General features: G+C 62.8%; 19 protein-coding genes. 17 read left to right on the top strand and 2 right to left on the bottom strand.

Translation table 11 applies throughout. The features are described from left to right. Positions 1 to 29: 29 nt before the first annotated feature. The 17 genes from ACTJKX_RS24915 (at position 30) to lpxB (ending at position 21,990) form a co-directional block, all read left to right on the top strand. Positions 30 to 1,325, top strand: a complete 1,296-nt coding sequence (locus ACTJKX_RS24915; protein ID WP_367623004.1) for a lipoprotein-releasing ABC transporter permease subunit — start codon at positions 30 to 32, stop codon at positions 1,323 to 1,325. Between the two features lie 3 nt (positions 1,326 to 1,328). Next, on the top strand, positions 1,329 to 2,024 hold the full coding sequence (locus ACTJKX_RS24910) for an ABC transporter ATP-binding protein (protein ID WP_311935049.1): 696 nt from the start codon (positions 1,329 to 1,331) through the stop codon (positions 2,022 to 2,024). A gap of 543 nt (positions 2,025 to 2,567) precedes the next feature. Next, positions 2,568 to 6,035, top strand: a complete 3,468-nt coding sequence (gene dnaE / locus ACTJKX_RS24905) for a DNA polymerase III subunit alpha (protein WP_440726876.1) — start codon at positions 2,568 to 2,570, stop codon at positions 6,033 to 6,035. A gap of 364 nt (positions 6,036 to 6,399) precedes the next feature. After that, positions 6,400 to 8,016, top strand: a complete 1,617-nt coding sequence (locus ACTJKX_RS24900; protein ID WP_440726875.1) for a WD40 repeat domain-containing protein — start codon at positions 6,400 to 6,402, stop codon at positions 8,014 to 8,016. A gap of 270 nt (positions 8,017 to 8,286) precedes the next feature. Further along, on the top strand, positions 8,287 to 9,300 hold the full coding sequence (locus ACTJKX_RS24895; protein ID WP_068296046.1) for a 30S ribosomal protein S2: 1,014 nt from the start codon (positions 8,287 to 8,289) through the stop codon (positions 9,298 to 9,300). 166 nt (positions 9,301 to 9,466) lie between these two features. Next, on the top strand, positions 9,467 to 10,396 hold the full coding sequence (gene tsf / locus ACTJKX_RS24890) for a translation elongation factor Ts (protein WP_311935043.1): 930 nt from the start codon (positions 9,467 to 9,469) through the stop codon (positions 10,394 to 10,396). 117 nt (positions 10,397 to 10,513) lie between these two features. After that, positions 10,514 to 11,230: a UMP kinase gene (gene pyrH, locus ACTJKX_RS24885; protein ID WP_068296050.1), complete on the top strand. Its 717-nt coding sequence runs from the start codon at positions 10,514 to 10,516 to the stop codon at positions 11,228 to 11,230. Positions 11,231 to 11,263: 33 nt separating this feature from the next. Then, the gene (frr, locus tag ACTJKX_RS24880) at positions 11,264 to 11,824 is read left to right on the top strand and encodes a ribosome recycling factor (RefSeq protein ID WP_367623001.1); all 561 of its coding nucleotides are present in this window, start codon (positions 11,264 to 11,266) and stop codon (positions 11,822 to 11,824) included. 133 nt (positions 11,825 to 11,957) lie between these two features. Then, the gene (locus ACTJKX_RS24875) at positions 11,958 to 12,728 is read left to right on the top strand and encodes an isoprenyl transferase (RefSeq protein WP_367623000.1); all 771 of its coding nucleotides are present in this window, start codon (positions 11,958 to 11,960) and stop codon (positions 12,726 to 12,728) included. A gap of 109 nt (positions 12,729 to 12,837) precedes the next feature. Continuing rightward, positions 12,838 to 13,662 carry a phosphatidate cytidylyltransferase gene (locus tag ACTJKX_RS24870; RefSeq protein ID WP_440726874.1) on the top strand — a complete coding sequence of 275 codons (825 nt, stop codon included), beginning with the start codon at positions 12,838 to 12,840 and terminating at the stop codon, positions 13,660 to 13,662. Positions 13,663 to 13,714: 52 nt separating this feature from the next. Continuing rightward, positions 13,715 to 14,839: a M50 family metallopeptidase gene (locus tag ACTJKX_RS24865; RefSeq protein WP_367622999.1), complete on the top strand. Its 1,125-nt coding sequence runs from the start codon at positions 13,715 to 13,717 to the stop codon at positions 14,837 to 14,839. Positions 14,840 to 15,012: 173 nt separating this feature from the next. Continuing rightward, positions 15,013 to 17,217 carry an outer membrane protein assembly factor BamA gene (gene bamA / locus ACTJKX_RS24860; RefSeq protein ID WP_440726873.1) on the top strand — a complete coding sequence of 735 codons (2,205 nt, stop codon included), beginning with the start codon at positions 15,013 to 15,015 and terminating at the stop codon, positions 17,215 to 17,217. A gap of 267 nt (positions 17,218 to 17,484) precedes the next feature. Further along, entirely contained in the window at positions 17,485 to 18,561 is a 1,077-nt protein-coding gene (gene lpxD, locus ACTJKX_RS24855) for a UDP-3-O-(3-hydroxymyristoyl)glucosamine N-acyltransferase (protein ID WP_440726872.1), read from the top strand. Between the two features lie 69 nt (positions 18,562 to 18,630). Then, entirely contained in the window at positions 18,631 to 19,095 is a 465-nt protein-coding gene (gene fabZ, locus ACTJKX_RS24850; protein ID WP_068296063.1) for a 3-hydroxyacyl-ACP dehydratase FabZ, read from the top strand. Continuing rightward, the gene (lpxA, locus tag ACTJKX_RS24845) at positions 19,095 to 19,931 is read left to right on the top strand and encodes an acyl-ACP--UDP-N-acetylglucosamine O-acyltransferase (RefSeq protein WP_440726871.1); all 837 of its coding nucleotides are present in this window, start codon (positions 19,095 to 19,097) and stop codon (positions 19,929 to 19,931) included. The genes fabZ and lpxA overlap by 1 nt, the downstream gene beginning before the upstream one ends. Then, positions 19,928 to 20,818 (top strand): LpxI family protein, encoded by an 891-nt coding sequence (locus ACTJKX_RS24840; protein ID WP_311935029.1) that lies wholly within the window; start codon positions 19,928 to 19,930, stop codon positions 20,816 to 20,818. Before lpxA ends, ACTJKX_RS24840 begins: the two co-directional genes overlap by 4 nt. A 2-nt stretch (positions 20,819 to 20,820) precedes the next feature. Next, complete coding sequence (lpxB, locus tag ACTJKX_RS24835) at positions 20,821 to 21,990, top strand: lipid-A-disaccharide synthase (RefSeq protein ID WP_440726870.1); 1,170 nt, start codon at positions 20,821 to 20,823, stop codon at positions 21,988 to 21,990. 170 nt (positions 21,991 to 22,160) lie between these two features. On the opposite strand, the gene gltA is transcribed toward lpxB, so the two are convergent. Both gltA and gltX read right to left on the bottom strand, forming a co-directional pair. Continuing rightward, entirely contained in the window at positions 22,161 to 23,453 is a 1,293-nt protein-coding gene (gene gltA, locus ACTJKX_RS24830) for a citrate synthase (RefSeq protein ID WP_311935025.1), read from the bottom strand. A 303-nt stretch (positions 23,454 to 23,756) separates the two neighbouring features. Then, a complete protein-coding gene (gene gltX, locus ACTJKX_RS24825) occupies positions 23,757 to 25,187 on the bottom strand; it encodes a glutamate--tRNA ligase (protein WP_311935023.1) in 1,431 nt (476 codons plus the stop codon). Positions 25,188 to 25,372 lie beyond the last annotated feature (185 nt).

Raw genomic sequence — 25,372 nt, 5'->3', positions numbered from 1 at the left:
AAGGGGCCTCGCGCCCCACCTGGAATGTCATGAACGCGTCTGCTTCAGCCACGACATCGTCGGAACCGACCGGAACGCCGCCCTTCTCCGCCTTCGAGTGGATGGTGGCGCTGCGCTATCTCATGCCGCACCGCAAGGGGGGGGTGGCTTCGCTGATTGCCGTCCTGTCCTTTCTCAGCTTCCTTATCGGCGTCGCTGCCCTCATCATCGTGATGTCGGTGATGAACGGCTTTCGCGTCGAACTGCAGTCCAAGATCCTCGGATTCAACGGCCATATCGTCGTCTCTCCCTATGAGACGCCGTTGACCGACTATGAAGCGGTCACCAGTCGCATCGCCAAGGTGCCTGGTGTGACCCTGGCGGTCCCCTTCGTGGAAGGCCAGGTGCTGGTATCTTCGCCCTTCTCGGCGAGCGGCGCCCTGGTGCGCGGCATGAAGCTCGATGATCTCAAGCGCCTGCCCGGCCTTGCCAACAATATCAAGGACGGCACGCTGGACAATTTCGACCAGGGGCAGGGCGTGGTGATCGGTGCCAAACTGGCATCCTCGCTCGGGTTGCAGATCGGCGACGGCATCACTCTGATCTCGCCCAAGGGCGACCAGACCGCCTTTGGCACCACGCCGCGCATGAAGGTCTATCCGGTGGTCGCCACCTTCGAGGTCGGCATGTCCGATATCGACAGCGGCTTCGTGATCATGCCGCTGCAGGAATCGCAGGCTTATTTCAATCGCGACGGCGATACGACGGCGATCGAGGTCTATATCGAGGACCCCGACCACGTGCAGTCGGAGAGCGAGGCGATCAAGACGGCGGCCGGACGTCCCGTCTCGCTGGTCGACTGGCGCCAGCGCAATTCGGCCTTCTTCACGGCGCTCCAGGTCGAGCGCAACGTCATGTTCATGATCCTGCTGATTCTGGTGATCATGGCGGCGCTCGGGGTTGTTTCGAGCATGGTGATGCTGGTGCAGTCCAAGCAGACCGATATCGCCATCATGCGGACCATGGGCGCGACGCGTGGGGCGATGCTACGCATCTTCTTCATCACCGGCATGGCTATCGGTTTGCTCGGTACGATATTCGGCCTGCTGCTGGGGCTGCTGGTGTGCCGCTATATCGAGAACATCCAGGAATTCATTTCCTGGCTGTCCAACACGCAATTGTTCGCGTCCGAGATCTATTTCCTCTCGCGCCTGCCAGCCAAGACCGATCCGACAGAGGTGACCGTGGTGGTCATCACCACCTTGGTCCTGTGCTTCCTGGCCACGCTCTATCCCGCCTGGCGGGCTGCCAAGCTCGACCCGGTGGAAGCGTTGAGAGGAGGCTGAGCCATGAGCATGTCGGGTGAAATTCCGGCCCTCGAACTGCGAGGGGTCGAGCGCAGCTACCAGCAAGGCCCCACGGAACTGCATATTCTGCGGGGCGTCGACCTTGTGGTGATGCCGGGGCAGTCGGTGGCGCTGATCGCGCCCTCCGGGGCAGGCAAGTCGACGCTGCTCCACACGGCCGGCCTGCTCGAGAGACCGGATGGCGGCGACGTGCTGATCTCCGGCTATTCAACCGCCGATCTGAACGATACGGGACGAACCCGCCTGCGCCGCAACTCGATCGGTTTCGTTTATCAGTTCCACCATCTCCAGCCGGAGTTCTCGGCCTTGGAGAATGTGATCCTGCCGCAGATGATCCGCGGCCTCTCGCGCCGAGAGGCGCGCCAGCGGGGCGAGGAGTTGCTGACCTTCCTCGGCCTTGGCCAGCGCTTCGGTCACCGGCCGAACGAATTATCGGGCGGTGAGCAGCAGCGAGTTGCCATCGCCCGTGCCGTCGCCAATGCGCCGCATCTCATCCTGGCCGACGAGCCGACCGGCAATCTGGATCCCGGTACGGCAGACCATGTCTTCGGCACGCTGACGGCGCTGGTACGCGCGTCCGGCCTGGCGGCCCTGATCGCGACCCATAATCTCGATCTGGCGGCGCGCATGGACCGCCGCGTTACCCTGCGCGACGGTCATATCGTCGAACTCGACTGACGATTGTGACAGCGGGAGCCCCGGTGCCACGGCAGCCTCGCGGTATGGTAAACGCTGCCGAGGCAAAGCTAGGCGCAGCGCAGGCGTCTCCTTAAGTCTTTGAATAATCATGAGAATGTAGCGTTTCCAGTACTCTGGGCGGAGACAGGCTGCGCCATGCGGGCGGAACATAAGAGCGACATAAGATGGCGGTTCGACGACGCCGTGCTTGACTCGGAACAAAACGTGAACAAGATGTCCTTATCGAAGAGAGGAGAACATCATGCTTACGCGTTTCGCCGAAGATTTCGCCGCCATTGCTTCGATGAGCCTGTTCTTGGTCATGCTCGCCATGTGGACGAGCTTCCTGAGCGGTGTTTAAGCCAGATTTGTCCACACTTGTCCACAGGCTCTCAACAAGCAGCGGTGGCGAAGATGTGACGCCGATGTGGCCATCGCCGGCCCGAGTACAAAGTCGGCTTTGGTGTCGGGCCGGATTGCCATACACCAAGGTGAGGGGCAGGCCGCGAGTCGCGCTGCCCGCCAGCGCGGAGCGGAGGTGTCATGGCGGAGGGAAAGGTGAACGGTCCGGGATTCGTGCATTTGAATGTCCGTTCGGCCTATTCCTTGCTCGAGGGGGCGATGAAGGTCCCTAAACTCGCCGATCTCGCCAAGGCCGACGGCATGCCGGCCCTCGCATTGACGGACACCAACAATCTGTTCGGAGCGTTGGAGTTTTCCGAAAAGCTGGCGGGCAGCGGCATCCAACCGATCATGGGCATCTCGCTGGCGATCAATTTTGCTGACCGCGAGGATGCCTCGGACCGGCGTCCTCTGCATCAGCGGCGCTTACCGCGCATGATCCTGCTGGCCCAGAGCGAAGTGGGCTACGGCCATCTGATGGCACTGTCCTCCCATTGCTACATGGATCCCGCCAGCGGCGAGGAAGCCCATATCTCGATCGGGTGCCTGGCCGAATTCCAAGAAGGCCTGATCGCGCTGACCGGCGGTCCCGCCGGCCCGCTGGACATGGCCCTGCGCGAGGGGCTCGATGATCTCGCGCGAACCCGGCTGCAGCGTCTGCAGGCGATGTTCGCCGATCGGCTCTATGTCGAAGTGCAGCGCCATGACAGCGCGGAGGAGCAGCAGGTCGAGGCACCGCTTCTGGAACTCGCCTATGCCGCCGAGGTGCCGCTGGTCGCGACGAACGAGGTCTATTTCGCCGCGCGCGCCGACAACGAACCGCATGATGCGTTGCTTGCCATCGCCGAGGGTCGCATCCTCGCAGAGACGGACCGGCGGCGAGTGACGCCGAACCATTACTTCAAGAGCCGTGCGGAAATGATGTCCTTGTTCAAGGATATCCCAGAGGCAATTGAGAATACAATCGAAATTGCCAAACGTTGTGCCTTTCGCGTACGCACGCGAAAGCCGATCCTGCCGCGCTTTTCCACGGGCCTCGACGAGACGGGGGCCCCTGTCGACGAGGGCGTCGAGCTGCGCCGCCAGGCCGAGGATGGCCTCAGGGCCAGGCTGGCCGCGCATGGTCCGGCTCCTGGCCATACTGAAGAGAGCTATGCCAAGCGGCTTGAGTTCGAGCTTTCGATCATCGAGCGGATGAAGTTTCCCGGCTACTTCCTGATCGTGTCGGACTTCATCAAGCACGCCAAGGCGAAGGGCATCCCAGTCGGTCCGGGGCGCGGATCCGGCGCTGGCTCCCTGGTTGCCTACGCCCTTACCATCACCGATCTCGATCCACTCCGCTTCAGCCTGCTGTTCGAGCGCTTCCTCAATCCCGAACGTATCTCGATGCCGGACTTCGACATCGACTTCTGCCAGGAGCGGCGTGACGAGGTCATCCGCTATGTGCAGGAGAAATACGGGGAGGATCGCGTCGCCCAGATCATCACCTTCGGTTCCCTCCAGGCGCGCGGCGTGCTGCGCGACGTCGGGCGCACGCTGGAGATGGGATATGGCCAGGTCGACAAGCTGTGCAAGCTTGTGCCGCAGAACCCGGCCAATCCGGTCACCTTGGCCAAGGCGATCGAGGACGAGCCGAAACTGCGCGAATCCGCCAAGGACGATCCCACCGTCGAGCGCCTGCTCAGCATCGCCCAGAAGCTCGAAGGGCTCTATCGCCACGCCTCGACCCATGCCGCCGGCGTGGTGATTGGGGATCGTCCGCTGGTGGAGCTGGTGCCGCTCTATCACGATCCCAAGACCTCGATGCCGATGCCGGCTACCCAGTTCAACATGAAGTGGGTGGAGCAGGCGGGCCTGGTGAAGTTCGACTTCCTCGGTCTCAAGACGCTCACCGTGCTCGAGCGCGCTTTGATGTTCCTCAAGCAGCGCGGCATCGCTCTCGACCTTGCCGCCCTGCCGCTCGACGACAGGAAGAGCTATGAAATGCTCGGCCGCGGCGAGACGGTGGGCGTGTTCCAGGTGGAAAGTGCGGGCATGCGCAAGGCATTGCTCGACATGAATGCCGACCGTTTCGAGGACATCATCGCCCTGGTGGCGCTCTACCGCCCGGGCCCGATGGCCAATATTCCAGTCTACAATGCCCGAAAGAAGGGGTTGGAAGAGCCGGACTACATGCTCGACCAGCTCAAGCCTGCCCTGGAAGAGACCTATGGCGTCATCATCTACCAGGAACAGGTGATGCAGATCGCGCAGATCCTTTCCGGCTACACGCTGGGCGAGGCCGACATGCTGCGCCGCGCCATGGGCAAGAAGATCAAGGCGGAGATGGACGCCCAGCGTGCGCGCTTCGTCAAGGGCGCGGTCGAAGGGGGCATCCAGAAGGCCAAGGCCGACGAGATCTTCGATTATCTCGCCAAATTCGCCGATTACGGCTTCAACAAGAGCCATGCGGCAGCCTATGCGCTGGTCTCCTACCAGACCGCCTACTTGAAGGCGAATTATCCGGTCGAGTTCATGGCGGCCTCGATGTCGCTGGATATGTCGAACACCGATAAGCTCGCCGAATTCCGTCTGGAGGCGCGTCGGCTGGGCATCAAGGTCGAGGCGCCTTCCATCAACCGTTCGGGACCGGACTTCGAGGTCCATGACGGCGCGATCCGCTATGCGCTCGGCGCGGTCAAGGGCGTCGGCCTCGCGGCGATGGAGCGCCTGGTCGAGATCCGCGGTGACCAGCCCTTCTTCGACCTTGGCGACTTCGCCCGGCGCATCGATCCCAAAGCCATCAACAAGCGTATTCTCGAAAACCTGGCGGCGGCGGGAGCCTTCGACGAATTCGACCGTGACAGGGCTCGCGTCACCGCCTCCATCGATGCCATCATGGCGCAGGCGCAACGCTCCCACGCCGAGAAGAGCGACGGCCAGGCCGATATGTTCGGTTCTGCTTCGACCCCGGAGCCGCTCAAGGGGGCGGTCGTAGAACCTTGGGAACCCGCCGACCGTCTGCAGCGCGAGTTCGACGCGATCGGTTTCTTCCTTTCAGGTCATCCGCTCGATGCCTATGCCACGGCCCTGGAGCGCCTGCAGGTGCCGTCCTGGGCGCAGTTCACCCAGAAGGTGAAGCAGGGCGCCACGGCAGGGCGCCTGGCAGCGACCGTGCTGTCGCGCTCCGAGCGCAAGACCCGAACCGGTTCCAAGATGGGCGTGATCATGCTCTCCGATGCCTCGGGCCAGTTCGAGGCGGTGCTCTTCTCCGAAGGCCTGGCGCAATATCGCGACCTGCTCGAGCCGGGCACGGCAGTGCTGGTCGGCGTGCAGGCCGCACATGAAGGCGATGACGTCCGCATCCGCATCGTGACGGCCGAGAGGCTCGACAACGCCACCGCCAAGACCCAGCGCGGCATCAAGGTCTTCCTGCAGGGCGAGCAGGCGCTCGAATCCGTTGCCAAGCGGCTGGGTCAGCGCGGGGAAGGGGAGGTCTTCCTGATTCTCCAGCTCGATGGCGGCATGCGGGAGGTCGAGCTGAAGCTGCCCGGCAAGTTCATGGTGACCCCCCAGGTCGCAGGCGCGATCAAGGCGATACCGGGCGTGGCGACCGTCATGCAGATGTAAGGCTGCATGGCGGTTCGCTGCGCGGTCCGTGCATGGCCATGGTTTCGAAGGGCACAGATCGGCAAAGCACATGGGTGCTAACCTGTCCGGGACAACCTTCGATGAGAGGCGCGCATTGAACGATATGGGCCAGGTTGTTCGGTCTCGACGTCATTTGCTTGCTGCCCTGCTGGTTCTCGGCGTGCTCGCGGCCTCGGCGGTCTATTATTGGTTCAGGCAGCACCAGCATGCCGAGCTGCTACGTCTCAACGGCGAGGCAGCGCAGATGGTGGCGCGAAACCGGGCCTTCGAGGCAGCCGGCGTCGGAGGAGGGGCCCCGAGGTCAGATGCTGCGGATCCTTCTGGCGAAAGCGAGCCGCGTCTCGTGGTGCAGGCCGGCAATGCCTTTGGCAATGGCCCGACGGCGATGTCGCGCGACGGGCGCCTCCTGCTGACCGCCGATCAATTCGACGATCTCAGGCTATGGGATGTTGCCACGGCGACATTGCTGCGCCGATTTCCCGACACAGGCGAACAGAACTACAAGGTCATCAAGGGATTGGACTTCCTCCGCGACGCTGATGCCTTCCTCGTCTGGTACCGAAACAAGGCACGCTCGCAGGACGATCTGACGCTGTGGGATACACGTGGCGGAAACGTGATCAGGACGTTCGTGCCCTGCGAGGCGTCGCAAATTTCGACAATGGCATTGAGCCGGGGTGGACGGCGCGCCGTCATCGCCTGCAACAAGGGCGGCATCGCCTTGTGGGACGTCGAAACCGGCGCTCTGGTGCGATCCCTTCTTGCTGACCACCCGGGCCGCGCCGCGCCGGCCGACGTCGTCGCCATCTCTCCGGATGGCCGTGCGATTCTGGTCTCCTGGAAGGATCCGGTGTCGTCGCGGTGGGAAACCGCGTCCTTTGACGCAGAGAGCGGCGGCAAGACTTGCACCATGCCGGATCAACGCCCTGCGCTTTCCTGCCTCGTCGAGGGCGATCGACGCTATTGCCAGATGCAGGCGGCGCGGCGGGAGGCCGGCAGGGTTTTCTCGCTCGACGGGCGAGGCGTGCTGCTCCTGGACGCGGGCGGCGGCGATGCCATAGCGTGGGATGTTGGGCGCTGCGTTGCGACGGCGCGAAGCGTTCCGCCGGGTCCTGTTGTCGCCGCATCCGCCCGCAATCCACGCGCCTTGTCGCGGATGTCCGATTCCTCGCTTGTCCTTTGGGATGTCGCCACCGGCATCCGCCTTGCCACATGGCCAAGGGGCGATCCCGGCGACAGGCAGCAGGCTCTCGATTTTTCCGCCGATGGCGGCTTGGTCATCATCAAGGCTGACGGGAGCGGCGCCTATCTTTGGTCCACCATCGACGGAACGTCGCGCTTTATCCCTCAAAGCAGATTCAAGCGGAATTTTCAGTTCGCGTCCGATGGGCAGAGCGTATTGTCCGCGGAATTCGACTATCCGGTGCGGCTCTGGCAAGGGGCGGACCACAAGGCTGGCCGGGAAGCCGAGAACAAAGCCGAGAACGCCTGGCGGGAGATTTCGCTGGCTGGAAACCCGAATGTCTCCCGGTTGAGTTTCGGGCCCAACAGCCGGTACTTGCAAGTTGCCTCTGGCAGCCGGGTGGTCCAGTGGGATCTGGATACGGGGCAGGGCACGCTGGCCGATGTCGCGATGTCACCGGCCCATGGCGCGGTCGTCTCGCGGGACGGGCGCTGGAAGGCCGTCGAGTCCCGAGACGAAAATGGCGGCGTCGAACTGCGCGATGGCCGTAGCGGCGCATTGCTGGTGACGCTCCACGCCAACCAGTCTCCCACCAGCGGCAGGGCCGAAACACTGGCATTGGCACCGGACGGCCGCTTCGTCACCAATACGGACCCGCGCAGGGTATTGGCGCTGGTCCGCGGCACGAGTATCCTTCGCCTCGACGATTACATCCGGCAGAATCAGCGCGCCAGCCTGAGGGAACTGCTTGGCGAGCAGGCGACCACCGGGCCTTGAGGTCGATGGAAGGCCGCCTCCGCCGATCGAAAGACACAGCGGAGGCATAGCCCGTGGCGGTGGAGGGAGCGCAGGATCGGACTTCATCGTGATCGCGGATGTCTGGGGGCTTGCCTAATCGGCCGCATCCGCTTATAGAGCGCGCCATTCCACACGCGGACGAAGCGGCCCTGCCGCTCCGGTGCCGTGTTTTGTTTCGTCCGCAATGGCGCGGCGAGGCAGGCACGGTAGATGTCCGCGGAGGCCTTATCAAACCGGAGTTACAACTCTATGGCACTGCCAGATTTCTCTATGCGCCAGCTGCTCGAAGCTGGAGCCCATTTCGGCCATCAGTCGCACCGCTGGAACCCCAAGATGGGGCCCTATCTCTTCGGCGTGCGTAACGGCATCCACATCATCGACCTCGCCCAGACGGTTCCCGCGTTCCATCGCGCCCTGCAGGCCGTGTCGGACACGGTCGCCCGTGGCGGTCGCGTGCTGTTCGTCGGCACCAAGCGCCAGGCTCAGGACGCGGTTGCCGATGCGGCCCGCCGTTCGGCCCAGTATTACGTCAATTCGCGTTGGCTCGGCGGCACGCTGACCAATTGGAAGACGATTTCCAACTCGATCCAGCGCCTGCGCAAGCTCGACGAGTTGCTCTCCGGTGGTGCTCAGCAGGGCTACACCAAGAAGGAGCGCCTCGACCTCACCCGCGAGCGCGACAAGCTTGAGCGCGCCCTCGGCGGTATCAAGGACATGGGCGGCACCCCCGACCTGATCTTCATCATCGATACCAACAAGGAAGACATCGCGATCAAGGAAGCCCGTCGCCTCAACATTCCGGTGGCTGCTGTCCTCGATTCGAATTCCGATCCGGATGGCATCACCTTCCCGATTCCGGCCAATGACGACGCCGGGCGCGCTCTGTCGCTCTATTGCGATCTCGTCGCCCGAGCCGCTCTCGACGGCATCTCCCGCGCCCATGGCGACATGGGTCTCGACATCGGCGCCGAGGAAGCTCCGCTGGTCGAGGAACTGCCGGTCGCCGACGAGGCTGCCCCCGCTGGCGAGCTCTTCGAGCTGCTGTCGGCTCCGCGCGGCGCGCCCGACGACCTGACCAAGCTGACCGGCGTCGGCCCGCAGCTCGAGAAGAAGCTCAACGAGGGCGGCATCTGGCACTATTGGCAGGTCGCTGCCATGACCCCGGAAGACGTCGCCAAGGTCGATGCCGAGCTCAAGCTCAACGGCCGTATCGATCGCGACGGCTGGGTGGAACTGGCTCGCAATCTGGTTGCCGGCGCCTGACCTTCCAGGGTCTGTGGTTTTTTGGGCTGCAATCTGATTGCAGCCTTCCTATCTATTCCTGAACACGGCCCGGTTGCTCGCCTTCCAATTGTGATGTTGGAGTGGTAAGCGCCGGGCCGCTTCCCATCACCGGACCTGTTCCGGTTTCCCAAAGAGGTATCCTGCGATGTCGAACATTACCGCCGCCATGGTGAAAGAGCTGCGCGAACAGACCGGCGCGGGCATGATGGATTGCAAGGCAGCGCTCACCGAGACCGCCGGCGATCTGGAAGCCGCCGTTGACTGGCTGCGCAAGAAGGGCCTGTCCAAGGCCGCCAAGAAGGCTGGCCGTGTCGCTGCTGAAGGGCTCGTCGCCGTTCTGGTCGATGGCAATCAGGGCGTTGCCGTAGAGGTCAACTCCGAGACCGACTTCGTTGCCCGCAATCCTGAATTCCAGGACCTGGTTTCGGGCATCGCCGAAGTCGCCCTGAAGACGGGTGAGGATGTCGAGGCCATCAAGGCAGCCGGTTTCCCCGGTGGCGGCAGCGTCGATGAGAAGATCGCCAACACGGTGGCCAAGATCGGCGAGAACATGTCGCTGCGCCGCGCCAAGATCGTCTCGGTCGGCCAGGGCGTGCTGGCGACCTATGTCCACAATCCCGTGGTGGCCAACAAGGGCCGCATCGGCGTGATCGTTGCGCTCGAATCGACCGGCAATGCCGAGAAGCTGGCCGAGCTCGGCCGTCAGATCGCCATGCATGTCGCTTCCTCGAACCCGGTCGCGGTCGATGCCGCCGGCGTCGATGCAGCAACCATCGAGCGCGAGAAGACCATTCTCGCCGACAAGTATCGCGAGCAGGGCAAGCCGGAAGCGGCGATCGCCAAGATCGTCGAAAGCGGCATCAAGACCTATTTCAAGGAAGTGACCTTGCTGGAGCAGGGCTTCATCTTCGATCCCTCCAAGTCGGTCGGCCAGGCCGTCAAGGAGAGCGAAGGGGCTGCCGGCGCGCCGATCAAGGTGGCGGGCTTCGTGCGCTACGCTCTCGGTGACGGCATCGAGAAGCAGGAGAACGATTTCGCCGCTGAGGTCGCCGCCCAGGCCGGCCACGCCGCCTGAGCGTTCTGTTTCAGGAAATGCCGCTGGCCGCATTTCGGCCATGTGGATGACGGAGATCGACAACAGGCGGCCATGGGCCGCCTGTTGTATAAGTGGCCAGCGAATCGGAGAGCAATCATGGCGGTACTTCCCTATAAACGCGTCCTGGTGAAGCTTTCCGGCGAGGCATTGATGGGAGGCGAGGCCTTCGGCATCGACCGGGCCACGGTCCGCCGTATCGCAGAGGATGTGATCGAAGCCGTCAAGCTCGGCGTCGAAGTCGCCGTGGTGGTGGGCGGCGGCAATATCTTCCGCGGCTCGCAGATTGCCGGCATGGGTCTGTCGCGGCCTGCAGCCGACTCGATGGGCATGCTCGCCACCGTGATGAACGTCATCGCGCTCGAAGCCCAGCTCGCATCGCTCGGCCAGTCCGCCCGCGCCATGTCCGGCGTCGCCATGCCGTCGGTGGTCGAGACCTATACGCGCCAGCAGGCGATGGAGCATCTGGCCAAGGACCGTGTCGTGCTGCTGGCGGGCGGCACCGGCAATCCCTTCTTCACCACCGATACCGGCGGCGCGTTGCGCGCTGCGGAGCTGGAATGCAATGTCCTGATGAAGGGCACGCAGGTCGACGGCATCTATTCCGCCGATCCCAAGAAGGATCCGGCCGCGACCCGTTATGATCACATCACCCATGACGAGGTCATCCGCAAAGACCTCAAGATCATGGATACGGCAGCGTTTGCGCTTGCCCGCGAGGCGCGCTTGCCGATAATTGTTTTTTCGATTCAACAACCCGGATCCCTGGCAGCCGTGCTGCGCGGGGAGGGGCGTTGCACCCTGGTCACTCCCTGACCGCTTCCGTCAAGAAATTTCGAGGGCAGGAACATGGCTGCATCATTCGATCTCGCCGAAGTCAAGCGTCGCATGGAAGGCGCACTCAATGCGCTGAAACATGAACTGGGCGGCTTGCGCACCGGCCGTGCCTCTTCTTCCCTGCTCGAGCCCGTGCATGTTGAGGCTTATGGCGCCAGCATGTCGCTGTCGCAGGTTGCCACCGTTTCCGTGCCCGAGCCGCGCCTGATCAGCGTGCAGGTCTGGGACCGCGGCATGGTCGGCGCCGTCGAGAAGGCGATCTTGAACTCCAATCTCGGTCTCAATCCGCAGACCGAGGGCCAGGTGATCCGCTTGCGCATTCCCGAGATGACCCAGGATCGCCGCAAGGAGCTGGTCAAGGTGGCCCACAAATACGCCGAGTCCGCGCGTGTGGCTGTCCGCCATGTCCGCCGCGACGGCCTGGATATCCTGAAGAAGACGGAGAAGGACGGTGCCATCGGCGAGGACGAAGAAAAGCGTCTGGCCGATCAGGTGCAGAAGGCGACCGATGCGATGATTGCCGAAATCGACAAGACGCTCGTCTCCAAGGAGAAGGAAATCATGCAGGTGTGACGGAAGAGGGTTGCAGACTATCCGCAAGGACTATTCTACTTCCCCAATTCGACACCAATTATCCACTGTCTATCCGATGATCGTTCGATAGAATTCGTGCCAGCCGGTTCGGCGGAGAAGCTTCGAGGCACCAATGTTTGGCAGGGACGAAATCGACGATACCACCGTGGCGGCCCCGCCGGCTCATGTCGCCATCATCATGGATGGCAATGGCCGTTGGGCCTCCAAGCGCCTGATGCCCCGTTTCGAGGGGCATCGCCGGGGGGTCGAGGCCCTCAGGCGGACGGTCCGTGCCGCCGCGGAACTGGGCATTCGCTATCTTACGCTCTACTCCTTCTCCTCGGAAAACTGGTCGAGACCTCGAACCGAGGTCGACTATCTCATGGGGCTGGTGAAGCGTTTCGTTCGCAACGATCTGGCGGACCTGCATGCCAACAATGTTCGGGTGCGCATCATCGGCGAGCGCGAGGGGCTCGACGCCGAACTTGCCGAACTCCTGGTCGAGGTCGAAAACCTCACCGCTGCCAATACGGGGCTGACCCTGGTGGTGGCGTTCAACTATGGCGCCCGGCAGGAGATCGTCGCTGCCGCACGGCGCCTGGCCCAGCAGGTGGCAGAGGGGACGCTCAATCCTCAGGACATCACGGCCGATGCCCTTGCCGCCAATCTTCACACACATGATATTCCGGATCCGGATCTGGTCATCCGAACCTCTGGCGAACAGAGGCTTTCCAATTTCCTGCTTTGGCAGGCGGCCTATGCCGAATTCGTCTTCGTCCCCCTGCTCTGGCCGGATTTCGATCGGCGCGCCCTGGAGGCTGCGCTGGCCGAATATCATGCGCGTGATCGTCGTTTCGGGGGGCTCGGCGAGGCCAATCCGCCCCGTCAGGCCAATTCCGGCTAGGGCAATATCGTCGGCGTGCCTGTGGGGGATGATGTGAGAGCAGTTTTGTGTCGGGGGATAGCGGCTGGCCGTCCGCGGGGGACGGTTTCATCCGCCCGTGGTCTCTGACATGGCGGGCGTATCCAAGGCCAACTGGTCCGATCTTTCCATCCGTATCGCCTCGGCCCTGGTCATGGCCGGCCTGGCGCTGGCCACCGCCTGGTGGGGCGGGCCGCTTTTCGCGTTGTTCTGGTTTCTCGCATCCACAGCCGTCCTGTGCGAATGGCTGTTCCTGATCGCCGGCGGCCGACGGGATTGGTTGATCGTTGCGCTTGGTGTCGGCTTGCTCGCGGTATCGACCGTGCTCGCCCAGGGCGGGCAGGGAGGCGTAGCCCTGCTGACAGTCCTGGGAGGCGCGGCGGTGATGGGGGGGCTGGCCTGGGGGAGAGGGGCGATGCAGCCTTTGCTGGTCGCGACCGCCTTGCCCTATGCGGCCTGCGTGGTCTTGCCGGCTACCCTGCTAAGGTTGGATGAGCCCTATGGTATGCGTGCCATTTTCGTGCTGTTCGCCATCGTCTGGGGTTCGGACGTGCTGGCCTACTTTACCGGCCGCACCTTTGGCGGGCCGAAGCTGTGGCCGAGGGTCAGCCCAAAGAAAACCTGGTCGGGTTTCATCGGTGGTACGGTGTTTGCCGCCCTGGCGGCCGGCCTGGTTGGCGGCTCCCTTGTTCTGGTTCCCATAGGCGCGGTGCTGGCAGCGATCTCTCAGGGGGGCGATCTCCTTGAATCCGCCTTGAAGCGCCGCTTTGATGCCAAGGATGCGAGCCATCTGATCCCGGGTCATGGCGGCGTCATGGATAGGCTCGACGGCTTCCTGGCGGCGGCACTGGCCGCCTTGCTGATCGGACTTGTGCATGCCGGCTTGCACCCGGCCCAGGGCTTCATTGTGTGGTAGTGCCGAAAAAGCAGGGCGGTCTGGCTTGGCTTCTGGTGCGTGAGGGGAACGGATGATGGGTCTTCTGGATAGTTTCGGTCTCGGTGCTCTCGGCTTCGTGCCGTTCATCGTGATCATTTCCATCCTGATCTTCTTTCACGAGCTTGGGCATTTCCTGGTCGGACGCTGGTGCGGCGTGAAGGTCGTGACCTTCTCGATCGGCTTCGGGCCGGAATTGTTCGGCTATGACGATCGGCACGGTACCCATTGGCGCATCGCGGCAATCCCGCTCGGTGGCTATGTGCGCTTCTTCGGCGATGCCAATGCCGCTTCTCTGCCCGATGAGGAGCGCAACCAGCTGATGACGCCGGAGGAGCGGGCGGTCAGTCTGTTCCACAAACCGGTCTGGCAGCGCATCGCCATCGTGGCGGCAGGTCCTTTGGCCAATTTCATCCTGGCCGCCTTCGTCTTCGCCGCCGCATTCTCGATTTATGGTTACCCGAATTCTGACGCCATTATCGGGCCGATCAAGGCCGATGGGCCGGCGGCCAAGGCCGGCCTGCGCAAGGGTGACCGGATCGTCGAGGTCAACGGCACCAAGGTCACACTGTTCGACCAGCTTCCGGAACTGATTTCGGCGGAGCCCGGGCGCCCCGTGAATCTCACCATCGAGCGGGGGCAGGAGAGTTTCGACGTGAGCGTCACGCCGGAAACCCGCACCTTCACCACGCCGGATGGCAAGACCATTTCGCGGGCGATCATCGGCATCGGTCCCGGCGGCATGTCGCGTCTCGATCCGGCATCGGCGCTGTGGCAGGGTACCAAGGAAACTGTCCAAGGCATTGGTGCGTCAGCGAAATTTATCTACGATCTTTTTGCGGGCCGCGGTGATCCCAAACAGGTGACCGGCATTGTCGGCATTGCGGTAGCCTCCAAGACGATCACGGAAACCATCGGGCTCGCCGGCTTGATCCTGCTCACGGCAGGGCTGTCTATTTCGGTCGGCTTCATCAATCTGTTGCCGATACCGGTTCTAGATGGTGGTCATCTGGTCTTCTACGCCATCGAGGCGATCCGGGGGCGGCCGGTTGGAGCGCGCGCGCAGGAGTTGTCCTTCGGCATCGGGCTCATGTTGATAATTACAATCACCGTTTTGGTGTTGGGCCATGATCTGTCACAGCAATTATCGGGCGGCTGAGAGGGCGTGGCGGATTCGCAACGGTCTCCCAAAAAAGGACGGATGGCGGCCGAGGGTCGGTTTGCATGCGTCCGGAAACCCTGTAGAAGCATTTCCAATGAGAGCAATGCGGGCTGGCGAGGTTTGGCGTTGAACTCGACTTGGTTTGGTAAAAAGAGTGGGATTTAGACCCGATGGCAACAGCAATGTACAAGTTGAAGCTGGGCGTTGCCCTCGCGGCCGTCGCGGTTCCGTCGTTGTTCGGGGCCTTCGTGGCATCTCCCTTGGTGGGCACGGCTGAAGCCGCTCCGAGGAAGCATGTTGCGTCGCGCTCGGCGCCGATCGTCAACCGCATCGTGTTCGAGAAGAACAAGAAGGTCACCGCGGATCAGCTGTCTTCCATCATGGAGACCAAGCCTGGCAGCCAGGTGAACCAGGCTACCCTCAACGCCGATATCGATCGCATGCGTGAGGCCTATAACCGGACCGGTCGCTCGACGGTGCAGATTACCTACCGCGAAGTCCCGCTGCCGAACAATCGCGTCGACCTCGTCTTCACCGTGGCTGAAGGCTCGAAGGTCGGCATCGACTCGATCAACTTCGTCGGCAACAACAATTTCTCCGCCTGGCGCCTGAAGCGCCAGATGGCGACGGTCGAGAGCGGCTATCTCGGCTGGCTGCGCACCACCGACACCTACGATCCGGATCGCCTCGCCGGCGATGAGGAGCGCTTGCGCCAGTTCTATGTGAACCACGGCTATCCCGACTTCCGCGTCGTCTCCATCGTTCCGTCGCTGAACGAGAAGCAGGATGCCTATGTCCTGACCGTTACGGTCGATGAGGGCCAGTACTACAAATTCGGTCCTTCGCAGGTTGAATCCAGCATTTCCGACGTCAACCCGGCCGATCTCCAGGGCGACGTTCAGTCCTGGAACAACTGGACCTACCGCGGCGAGGACGTTGACAAGACCGTCGAGGACATGACGGTCAAGCTGGCTGCTTCCGGCCATCCGTTTGCTCAGGTTCGTCCTCGTGCGGTCCGCGATGCCGGCGGCAACATCATCAGTGTCAACTACGTCGTGGAAGAGGGCGCGAAGGTCTATATCGAGCGCATCAATATCCGCGGCAACACCCGCACGCGTGACTATGTGATCCGTCGCGAGTTCGATATCGGTGAAGGCGACCCCTATAACAAGGCCTTGATCGAGCGGGCCACCCGCCGGCTGCGGAATCTGGGTTACTTCAAGAACATCCGCGTCACCAACGAGCCGGGCTCGGAACCGGACCGCGTGGTCGTCAACGTCGAGGTCGAAGACCAGTCCACCGGCGAATTCTCGCTGGGCGGCGGCTACTCCACCTCGGACGGCTTCCTCGGCGAAGTTTCGCTCACCGAGCGCAACTTCCTCGGCCGCGGCCAGTATGTGAAGGCTTCGGTGCAGTATGGCCAGCGCACGCAGGGCTACAGCCTGTCCTTCACCGAGCCCTATTTCCTCGGTCAGCGCATCGCTGCCGGCTTCGACCTGTTCTCGAAGACGACCGATGACAGCGACTATAGCTACTACAAGGACCAGACCACGGGCGGCACGCTGCGTGCCGCCTTCCCGATCACCGAGAACTTCACCGTCGGTGTCAACTACACGATCTATTCGGAGAAGGTGACGATTCCGGATACGCGCTACACCGACGGCAAGTTCGATAACGGCGAAGCATCGTGGGCAATCAAGGAGTTGGCGGGCGATAGGCGCCTTGTCTCCATGATCGGCTACACACTGACCTACAACACGCTCGACGATCTCAAGCAGCCGAGTTCGGGTGTCTATGTTCAGTTCAAGCAGGACATTGCCGGCTTGGGCGGTGACGCCAAGTTCATCAAGCAGTCGATCGATGGCCGCTATTACTATTCGCTGACCGACGACCTCACCTTGATGGTCCGCGGCCAGGGCGGCTATATGCGCGGCTTCGGTGACAAGGACAGTCTGGCGATCGTCGACCAGTTCAACCCCGGCCCCGATCTGGTGCGTGGCTTTGCTCCGGGCGGTATCGGTGCACGCGACATCGCCGGTGGTGCCAAGGGCAACGGCCTGGGCGGCACCACCTACTTCGGCGGCACGGTGGAACTGCAGTTCCCGATCTTCGGCCTGCCGCGTGAAGTCGGTCTGCGCGGCGCCGTATTCGCAGACGCCGGTACGCTCTATGGCTATGGTGGCAAGAATTTCGCCATCCAGCATCCCGGCGAGTTCGATCTCGTCGACAGCCACAAGATCCGCTCTTCGGTCGGCGCCAGCTTGCTGTGGGCCTCGCCGCTCGGTCCGTTGCGCTTCGACTACGCTTATGTCCTGACCAAGGATAAGCATGACGACACGCAGGCCTTCCGCTTCGGCACGATCGTCAACTATTGATGATCTGACCTGACGTTTTCGCCGGCCGGTCCCTTCGGGGCCGGCCGGTTTTTTGTTCGCAAAGTGCCATCGCCTGGATGTCGCAACGAACGGACATATTCGGTGTTTTGCATCCCACCCCTTTCGTCGTGTATGGGCTGGCGCATGAATGTTCAGGCCGGTAACGCTTTTGCAAAAGGACTGGTCTATTCATGATGGAAAAGATCGCCGGTTTCGAAGCAGCCACTCGAAGCCGGATTTGGAGGGGCTGACCGTAGCGTGGACTTGATGACGGATCCGGTATTCTTTCACGCGCGCAACCGCCTCACCGTTGCCGATATCGTCGAACTCACCGGCGCGGAACCCGTGGCCGGTCTGTCGGTGGACCTGACGGTGGAACGCGTCGCGCCGCTCGATCATGCGGGGGAAGGCGATCTGAGCTTCCTCGAAAATCCGCACTACCTGCCGATGCTGGAAACGTCCAAGGCTGCGGCCATCCTGATCTCTCCCAAATTCGTCGATCGTGCCCCGAAACATGCACCGCTGCTGGTGGCGCGCGAGCCCTACCGCGCCTTCGCGCAGATCGGCATGGCCCTGTTCCCGGATGCGGCACGCCCTCAATCCTTCTTCGGGGCCAAGGGGATTTCACCGGGCGCCGTCGTGCATCCCGAAGCGAGGCTCGAGATCGGCGTGACGGTCGACCCTGGTGCCGTGATCGGGCCTCGTGCGGAAATCGGGGCGGGAACCATCGTCGGCGCCAATGCGGTGATCGGCCCGGATGTGCGGATCGGGCGTGACTGCTCGATCAGTCCCAATGTCGTGATCCAGCATTCGCTGATCGGCAATCGCGTCATCATCCACGCCGGGGCATGCCTTGGCCAGGATGGTTTCGGCTTTTCGATGGGGCCGCGCGGCCATCTCAAAGTGCCGCAGGTCGGCCGTGTCGTCGTGCAGGATGATGTCGAGATCGGTGCCTGCACCACGATAGACCGAGGTGCCAATCGGGACACCATCATCGGTGAGGGTACCAAGATCGACAATCAGGTGCAGATCGCCCACAACGTGATGGTCGGCCGGCACTGCGTGCTGGTGTCCAAGGTCGGGATCTCCGGTTCGACCGTTCTGGAAGATTTCGTGGTGATGGGCGGCGCCTCTGCCACGGTTGGCCATATCCGCATCGGCATGGGTGCCCAGATCGCCGGCGCCGCCAATGTCAAGGATGATGTGCCGCCGGGCGCACGCATGGGCGGCACGCCGGCTCAGCCGCTGGGCGATTATGCCCGCGAACTGGCTTTGCTCAAGAAGCTGGTCAAGAATTCGCGGGTTCGGTCGGGGCAGGGAACGGATGAGGGATCCGCTCCCTGAGGGGGCGAGTTGGAGTTTGGCTTAAGCGCTCTGGCCAGAGGCCGAGCCGGTTCAGGAAACGAGACCTATATGAGTGAAGCAACCCCTGGAACGCTGGAAACTGCAGATATCGGCAAGCTCCTGACGTTGCTGCCGCATCGCTATCCCTTCCTGCTCGTGGATCGCATTGTCGAAATCGATGGCGACAATTCCGCCGTCGGCATCAAGAACGTCACTTTCAACGAGCCGCATTTCACCGGCCATTTTCCTGAACAGCCGGTGATGCCGGGCGTGCTAGTGATCGAAGCGATGGCCCAGACGGCCGGCGCGATTTGTGTGCTCAGCACGGAAGGCAAGGCCAAGCCGAAGGTCGTCTATTTCATGACCATCGACGAGTGCCGTTTCCGCAAGCCGGTCACCCCGGGCGACCAGATGCGCCTGCACCTGACCAAGCTGAAGAATCGCCGCAATATGTGGTGGTACAAGGGCGAGGCCAAGGTCGACGGTGTCACGGTGGCCGAGGCCGTGGTTTCCGCCATGCTGGTTACCGAATAATGGTCGGGGGGGCGCAACAGACCATTCATCCCACCGCCGTCATCGAGGCGGGAGCGAAGCTCGGCGAGGGCGTCAGTATCGGCCCGTTCTGCGTCGTCGGGCCTGAAGTGACGCTGGCGGACGGTGTCACGTTGCATTCGCATGTCGTGGTCACCGGGCGGACGAGCATCGGGGCGCGTACCAAGGTCTTCCCCTTCGCCTCGCTGGGGCACCAGCCGCAGGATCTCAAATATGCGGGCGAACCCTCGGATCTCACCATCGGCAGCGATTGCCTGATCCGCGAAGGGGTGACGATGAACCCCGGCACCAGCGGTGGCGGCATGCACACCGTGGTCGGCGATCGCTGTGCCTTTCTTGCCAATTCCCATGTCGGGCACGACTGCAGGCTCGGCAACAACATCATCCTCTCCAATGGCGTCTTGCTGGCTGGCCATGTTTCTGTCGGCGACTACGCCATTCTCGGCGGCGCGGCGGCGGTGATTCAGTTCGCACGGGTCGGCGCGCATGCTTTCGTCGGTGGGCTGTCCGGCGTCGAGAACGATCTGATTCCCTTCGGCATGGCCCTGGGCGATCGTGCCAGCCTGGCTGGCCTCAATATCGTCGGCCTGAAGCGCCGCGGCTTCGGGCGGGAACAGATCCATGCTTTGCGCCACGCCTATCGCATGCTGTTCGCTTCCGCCGGCACATTGAAGGAGCGAGTCGAGCGGGTTGCCGAGACTTTCGCCGATCAGGCGGCGGTCATAGAGATCGTCGATTTTGTGAGAGCCGGGGGCCATCGTGCCCTGGTGACGCCGCGCGATGCGGCGGCGCGCGATCTCGCAGGCAGCGAGGCGTGAGCACACCGCCTGTTGCCGGAGTGGTTTCGGCCTTGCCTGCCTTGGCGGTCATCGCCGGGGCAGGGCGTTTGCCGGCCGAGATCGCGGCAGAGGCTGCAAAACGGGGTGAGACTGTCGCGATCTTGCCTTTGAAGGGCTTCGCCGACGCCGATTTTGCGGGCTACGCCCAATATCCCGTCAGCCTGATTGATCCGAAGGGGGTTCTGCAGGAATTGGCCCGGGCGGGCGCCGGCCGCGTGGTCCTGGCCGGCGCCGTGCATCGGCCGGGACTTGGCATGGTACGCTCAGGCATCCAGGCTGTCCGGCATCTCGATGAAATCCGCAACGTGCTCGAGGGCGGGGACGACAATCTCCTGCGGGGCGTGATCGTGTTCCTGGAAAAGCACGGCTATGCGGTCGTCGGCGTTCGTGACGTCGCGCCGGCGTTGATGGCGCCCGTGGGGCCGCTTGGCCGCTTGTCGCCGAGTTCAGCCGAACTAGAGGGGATCGCCATCGGCCGACGTGCTCTTGTCGCCATGGGCGCCGATGATATCGGCCAGGGTGTGGTCGTGGCCCAAAAGCGCGTGCTGGCCGTCGAGGCGGCCGAAGGTACCGACAATATGATCCGGAGGGTGGCTCTTTTGCGTCGGCCTGGCTTGCTCGGACGCCTGTTGCGCCATGGCCGACCGCCCGTGGCCGAGCAGGATGGTGGCGTGCTGGTAAAGGCAGCCAAGCCCGAGCAGGATTTCAGGGCCGATCTTCCGGGCATCGGCCCGCGTACCGTGCGTCTCGCCAAGAAAGCCGGTCTCGCCGGTATCGCCATCGAGGCGGGCAATGTGCTCGTGCTGGAGCGTGATGCCACCATCGCGGCGGCCGACGCGGCCAGCCTATTCCTTGTCGGGGTGTGACGATGACCGATCGGCCCTTGAAGATCGCTATCGTCGTGGGCGAACATTCCGGCGACCAGCTCGGCTTCAAGCTGATGCAGGCCCTTCGGGCCCAGGCGGGTATGCCTGTCGTGTTCAAGGGCACTGCCGGTCCCGCCATGACGCGCGAGGGCATGGAAAGCCTGTTTCCCCTCGATGATATCGCGGTGATGGGCTTTGCCGCCGTGATCGGGCGCTTTCCCACGATCTACCGGCGGGCCTGGCAGGTGATCGATGCCATCGTTGCCGATCCGCCGGATGGCCTGGTGATCATCGACAGCCCGGATTTCACCCATGCCGTCGCCAAGCGTGTGCGCCGGCGCCTGCCGCATCTGCCGATCATCAACTATGTTTCGCCCAGCGTCTGGGCCTGGCGCCCGGGCCGGGCCGTGTCGATGCGGGCCTATGTCGACCATGTACTTGCCTTGCTGCCGTTCGAACCCGAAGCCTATCGCCGGCTGAACGGTCCGCCCTGTTCCTATGTCGGCCATCCCCTGATGGAACGTCTTGGCGAATTGCGGCCCAATGCCGAGGAAGAGGCGATCCGGCAAGGGACGCGCCCGCTGGTGCTGGTGCTCCCGGGCAGCCGCTCGAGTGAAGTGGGATTGCTGACCGAGGATTTCGGCAGGACGATCGAGCTCTTGTCGACCAGGATCGAGCCTTTCGATGCCGTGCTGCCGACGGTACCGCGCCATGCCGAACGTTTGCGACAGGCGACGGCCGGCTGGACTGTGAAGCCGCGCGTCATCACTGACCCCGATGAGAAATACGCGGCCTTCCGCCGGGCGCGGGCAGCGCTGGCGGCATCGGGCACGGTGACGCTCGAACTGGCCCTGGCGCAGGTGCCGATGATCGGCACCTATCGCTTTCCGGCCTGGGAGGCCTTCCTGGCAAGGCGTCTGGTCAAGGGCCGTTTCTTCCTGCTGCCCAATCTGATTCTCGATCGGCGGGCGGTACCCGAACTTTTCCAGGAAGAAGTCGTGCCTGAACACCTGGCCGACCTGATGACTGGATTGCTGGGGGATACGGACGAGCGGCAAGCCCAGATGCAAGCCTTCGACGAGATCGATCAGCGCATGCAGGTCGTGGGGGAAACACCCTCGCAACGAGCGGCCCGCATCGTCCTGGAAACCATCGCCGGCAAGACCAAGTGAACGCTTCGAGCATACGAAACAGAGGCTGGAAACCAAAAGGGCGGATCTGAGGATCCGCCCTTTGTTCTTCTAGAGAAAAGGGCGATTTCGCTGAATCGCACTTTTCTCTAACCTTTTGTTTTGACGCGTTTTCTTAATCGAAAAGTCTATCAACTTTTCTGGAAAACGCTCTAGCGGCGCTGGGCCGGTGAAACGTAGTCGCGACGGGCTGCGCCGGTATAGAGCTGGCGCGGGCGGCCGATCTTCTGGGAAGGATCCTCGATCATCTCCTTCCACTGGGCGATCCAGCCGACCGTGCGGGCAAGGGCGAACAGCACGGTGAACATCGAGGTCGGGAAGCCCATCGCCTTGAGGGTGATGCCCGAATAGAAGTCGATGTTGGGATAGAGCTTCTTTTCGATGAAGTACTCGTCGTGCAAGGCGATGCGCTCGAGCTCCAGCGCCACCTCGAGCAGTGGGTCATCCTTGTGACCGAGTTCGTTCAGCACCTCGTGGGTGGTGCGCTGCATGATCTTGGCGCGCGGATCGTAGTTCTTGTAGACGCGATGGCCGAAGCCCATCAGGCGGAACGGATCGTTCTTGTCCTTGGCCTTGGCGATATATTGCGGAATGCGATCGACGGTGCCGATTTCCTGGAGCATCTTGAGGGCAGCCTCGTTGGCACCGCCATGAGCGGGGCCCCACAGGCAGGCGATGCCGGCCGCGATGCAGGCGAAGGGATTGGCGCCCGAGGAGCCGGCGAGGCGCACCGTCGAGGTCGAGGCGTTCTGCTCGTGATCGGCATGCAGGATGAAGATGCGATCGAGAGCGCGGGCCAGGATCGGATTGGGCTTGTAGTCCTCGCAGGGGACCGAGAAGCACATGCGCAGGAAGTTGGACGGATAGTCCAGATTGTTCTGCGGATACACGAAGGGCTGGCCGATGGTGTATTTGTAGGCCATCGCAGCCAGGGTCGGCATCTTGGCGATCAGCCGCATCGACGAGATCATGCGCTGATGCGGGTCAGAGATGTCGGTGGAGTCGTGATAGAAGGCCGAGAGGGCGCCGACGGAGGCGACCATCACCGCCATCGGATGGGCGTCGCGGCGGAAGCCCTGGAAGAAGCGGGCCATCTGCTCATGCACCATGGTGTGGCGCGTGACGCGATAGTCGAAGTCCGCCTTCTGCGCGGCAGTCGGCAGTTCGCCGTAGAGCAGCAGATAACAGGTTTCGAGGAAGTCGCCATGCTCGGCAAGTTGCTCGATCGGGTAGCCGCGATAGAGCAGTACGCCCTCATCGCCATCGATATAGGTGATCTGGGACTCACAGCTCGCCGTCGAGGTGAAGCCCGGATCATAGGTAAACATGCCCGTGTGCTTATAAAGGGGCGCAATATCAACAACCGTCGGACCAACGGAGCCGGCCTTGGTTGGCAATTCGATTGCCTTGTCACCAATAGTCAGAGTCGCCGTGTTACCGCTCATGCAATCCTCCTTGTACGGAAATACGCGGTCACGCCTTGGCCAGAAAGGAGCCCCCCGGCTCAAGTAAGGCCTACGTATCGCCGATCCGTCGGTGTTGGGTAGACCATTTGCTGCAATGCCGCAAGAAAGACGAAGAGGCGAACTGTCGGTTCGGCGACAGGCCTGGCAGCAATAGTCCAGGGTGGGGTCGATTGCCCCACTTTGACGCGAAAGCTTTCCAAATCTTTCGCGTCAAAGCTGCGAAAAATACACCTATTGCGTGAAACCCGATGCCCGGGAAACACAATCATGCGGCGCTTGGTCTCAGCCAGCCTGATCCTTCAGCCGGGCCAGGCTTTCTTCGCGACCGAGGACGGCCAGCACGTCGAAGACCGGTGGGGAGGTGGTACGGCCGGTGAGCGCAGCCCGCAGCGGCTGGGCGAGCGAGCCGAGCTTGGCGCCGGTTTCCTCGGCCGCGGCCCGCACCGTGGCCTCGGTCGCACTGGCGCTCCATTCGGTCAAGGCTTCGAAACGCGGCAGCAGCAGGGCGATGGTCGCGCGCGCTTCCTCATTCAGCATGGCCTTGGCCTTGTCGTCCAACGGCAGGGGGCGCGAGACAAACAGGAAATTGGCGCCATCCAGCAGTTCCACCAGGGTCTTGGCGCGTTCCTTCAGGCCCGACATGGCGGCGAGCAATTGGGAGCGCCTGGCACCATTGCCGGCGGCGAGTTGGGCAGCGAGGTCAGGGCCATTGGGAATATGGGGCAGCAACTGGTCGATGGCGGCGAGCAATTCCTCGTCCGTGGAGTTGCGCATATAGATGCCATTGAGGTTTTCGAGCTTCTTGAAATCAAAGCGGGCGGCTGATTTGCCGATGGCACCCGTATCGAAATGCTCGATCATCTCCTTGGTGGTGAACACTTCCTGGTCGCCATGGCTCCAGGACAGGCGCACCAGATAATTGCGCATTGCCGCTGGCAGGTAACCCATGGCGCGATAGGCATCGACGCCGAGTGCGCCATGGCGCTTGGAGAGCTTGGCGCCATCGGGCCCATGGATCAGCGGAATATGCGCCATATGCGGCACCTCCCAACCCATGGCTTCATAGATCTGCTTCTGGCGGGCGGCATTGGTGAGATGATCGTCGCCGCGAATGATGTGGGTGATACCCATGTCGTGGTCGTCGACCACCACGGCCAGCATATAGGTCGGCGTGCCGTCGGAGCGCAGCAGGACGAGATCGTCGAGATCCTTGTTGGCCCAGCGCACGGTGCCCTGGACGTCGTCATGAATGACAGTCTCGCCCTCGGTGGGGGCACGCAGGCGGATCACCGGCTTGACGTCCTTGGGGGCGGTCGCCGGGTCGCGGTCGCGCCAGCGGCCGTCATAGCGCGGCGGCCGTCCTTCCTTGCGGGCGAGCTCGCGCATCTCCTCGAGCTCCTGCTGGGTGGCGTAGCAATAATAGGCCTTGCCCTGAGCGAGCATCGACTCGGCGACCTCGCGATGACGAGCCGCGCGGGAGAACTGGAAAATCGGATCGCCGTCCCAGTCGAGGCCGAGCCAGGCCAGGCCGTCCAGGATGGCGGTGATGGCGGCATCGGTCGAACGTTCACGATCGGTGTCCTCGATGCGCAGCAGCATCTTGCCGCCCTTGGCCCTGGCATAGAGCCAATTGAACAGCGCCGTGCGGCCGCCGCCGATATGGAGGAAGCCCGTGGGGGAGGGAGCAAAGCGGGTGACGACAGGAGTAGACATCGAAGTTGGCAATTCCAAAAGGCAGGGAGAGCGAAGCCAGAGCGAAGCAGCATAGAGGCGGAAGTGTGGAGGCCCTTGGCTAACCCGGATCACATCAATAAGCTTGGGGCTTTAGCACAGGGTTTCATCGGGCGGTAGCGGCGGGGGCGCCTTTGCCTGAGAATGATCGGGGCCGCGCGCGAGTT

The sequence above is a fragment of the Labrys sp. 22185 genome (genome assembly GCF_052045555.1).
Taxonomy (GTDB): Bacteria; Pseudomonadota; Alphaproteobacteria; order Rhizobiales; family Labraceae; genus Labrys; species Labrys neptuniae.
The sequence above is the reverse complement of the archived record's forward strand: the minus strand, read 5'-3'. Positions and strand labels throughout refer to the sequence as shown.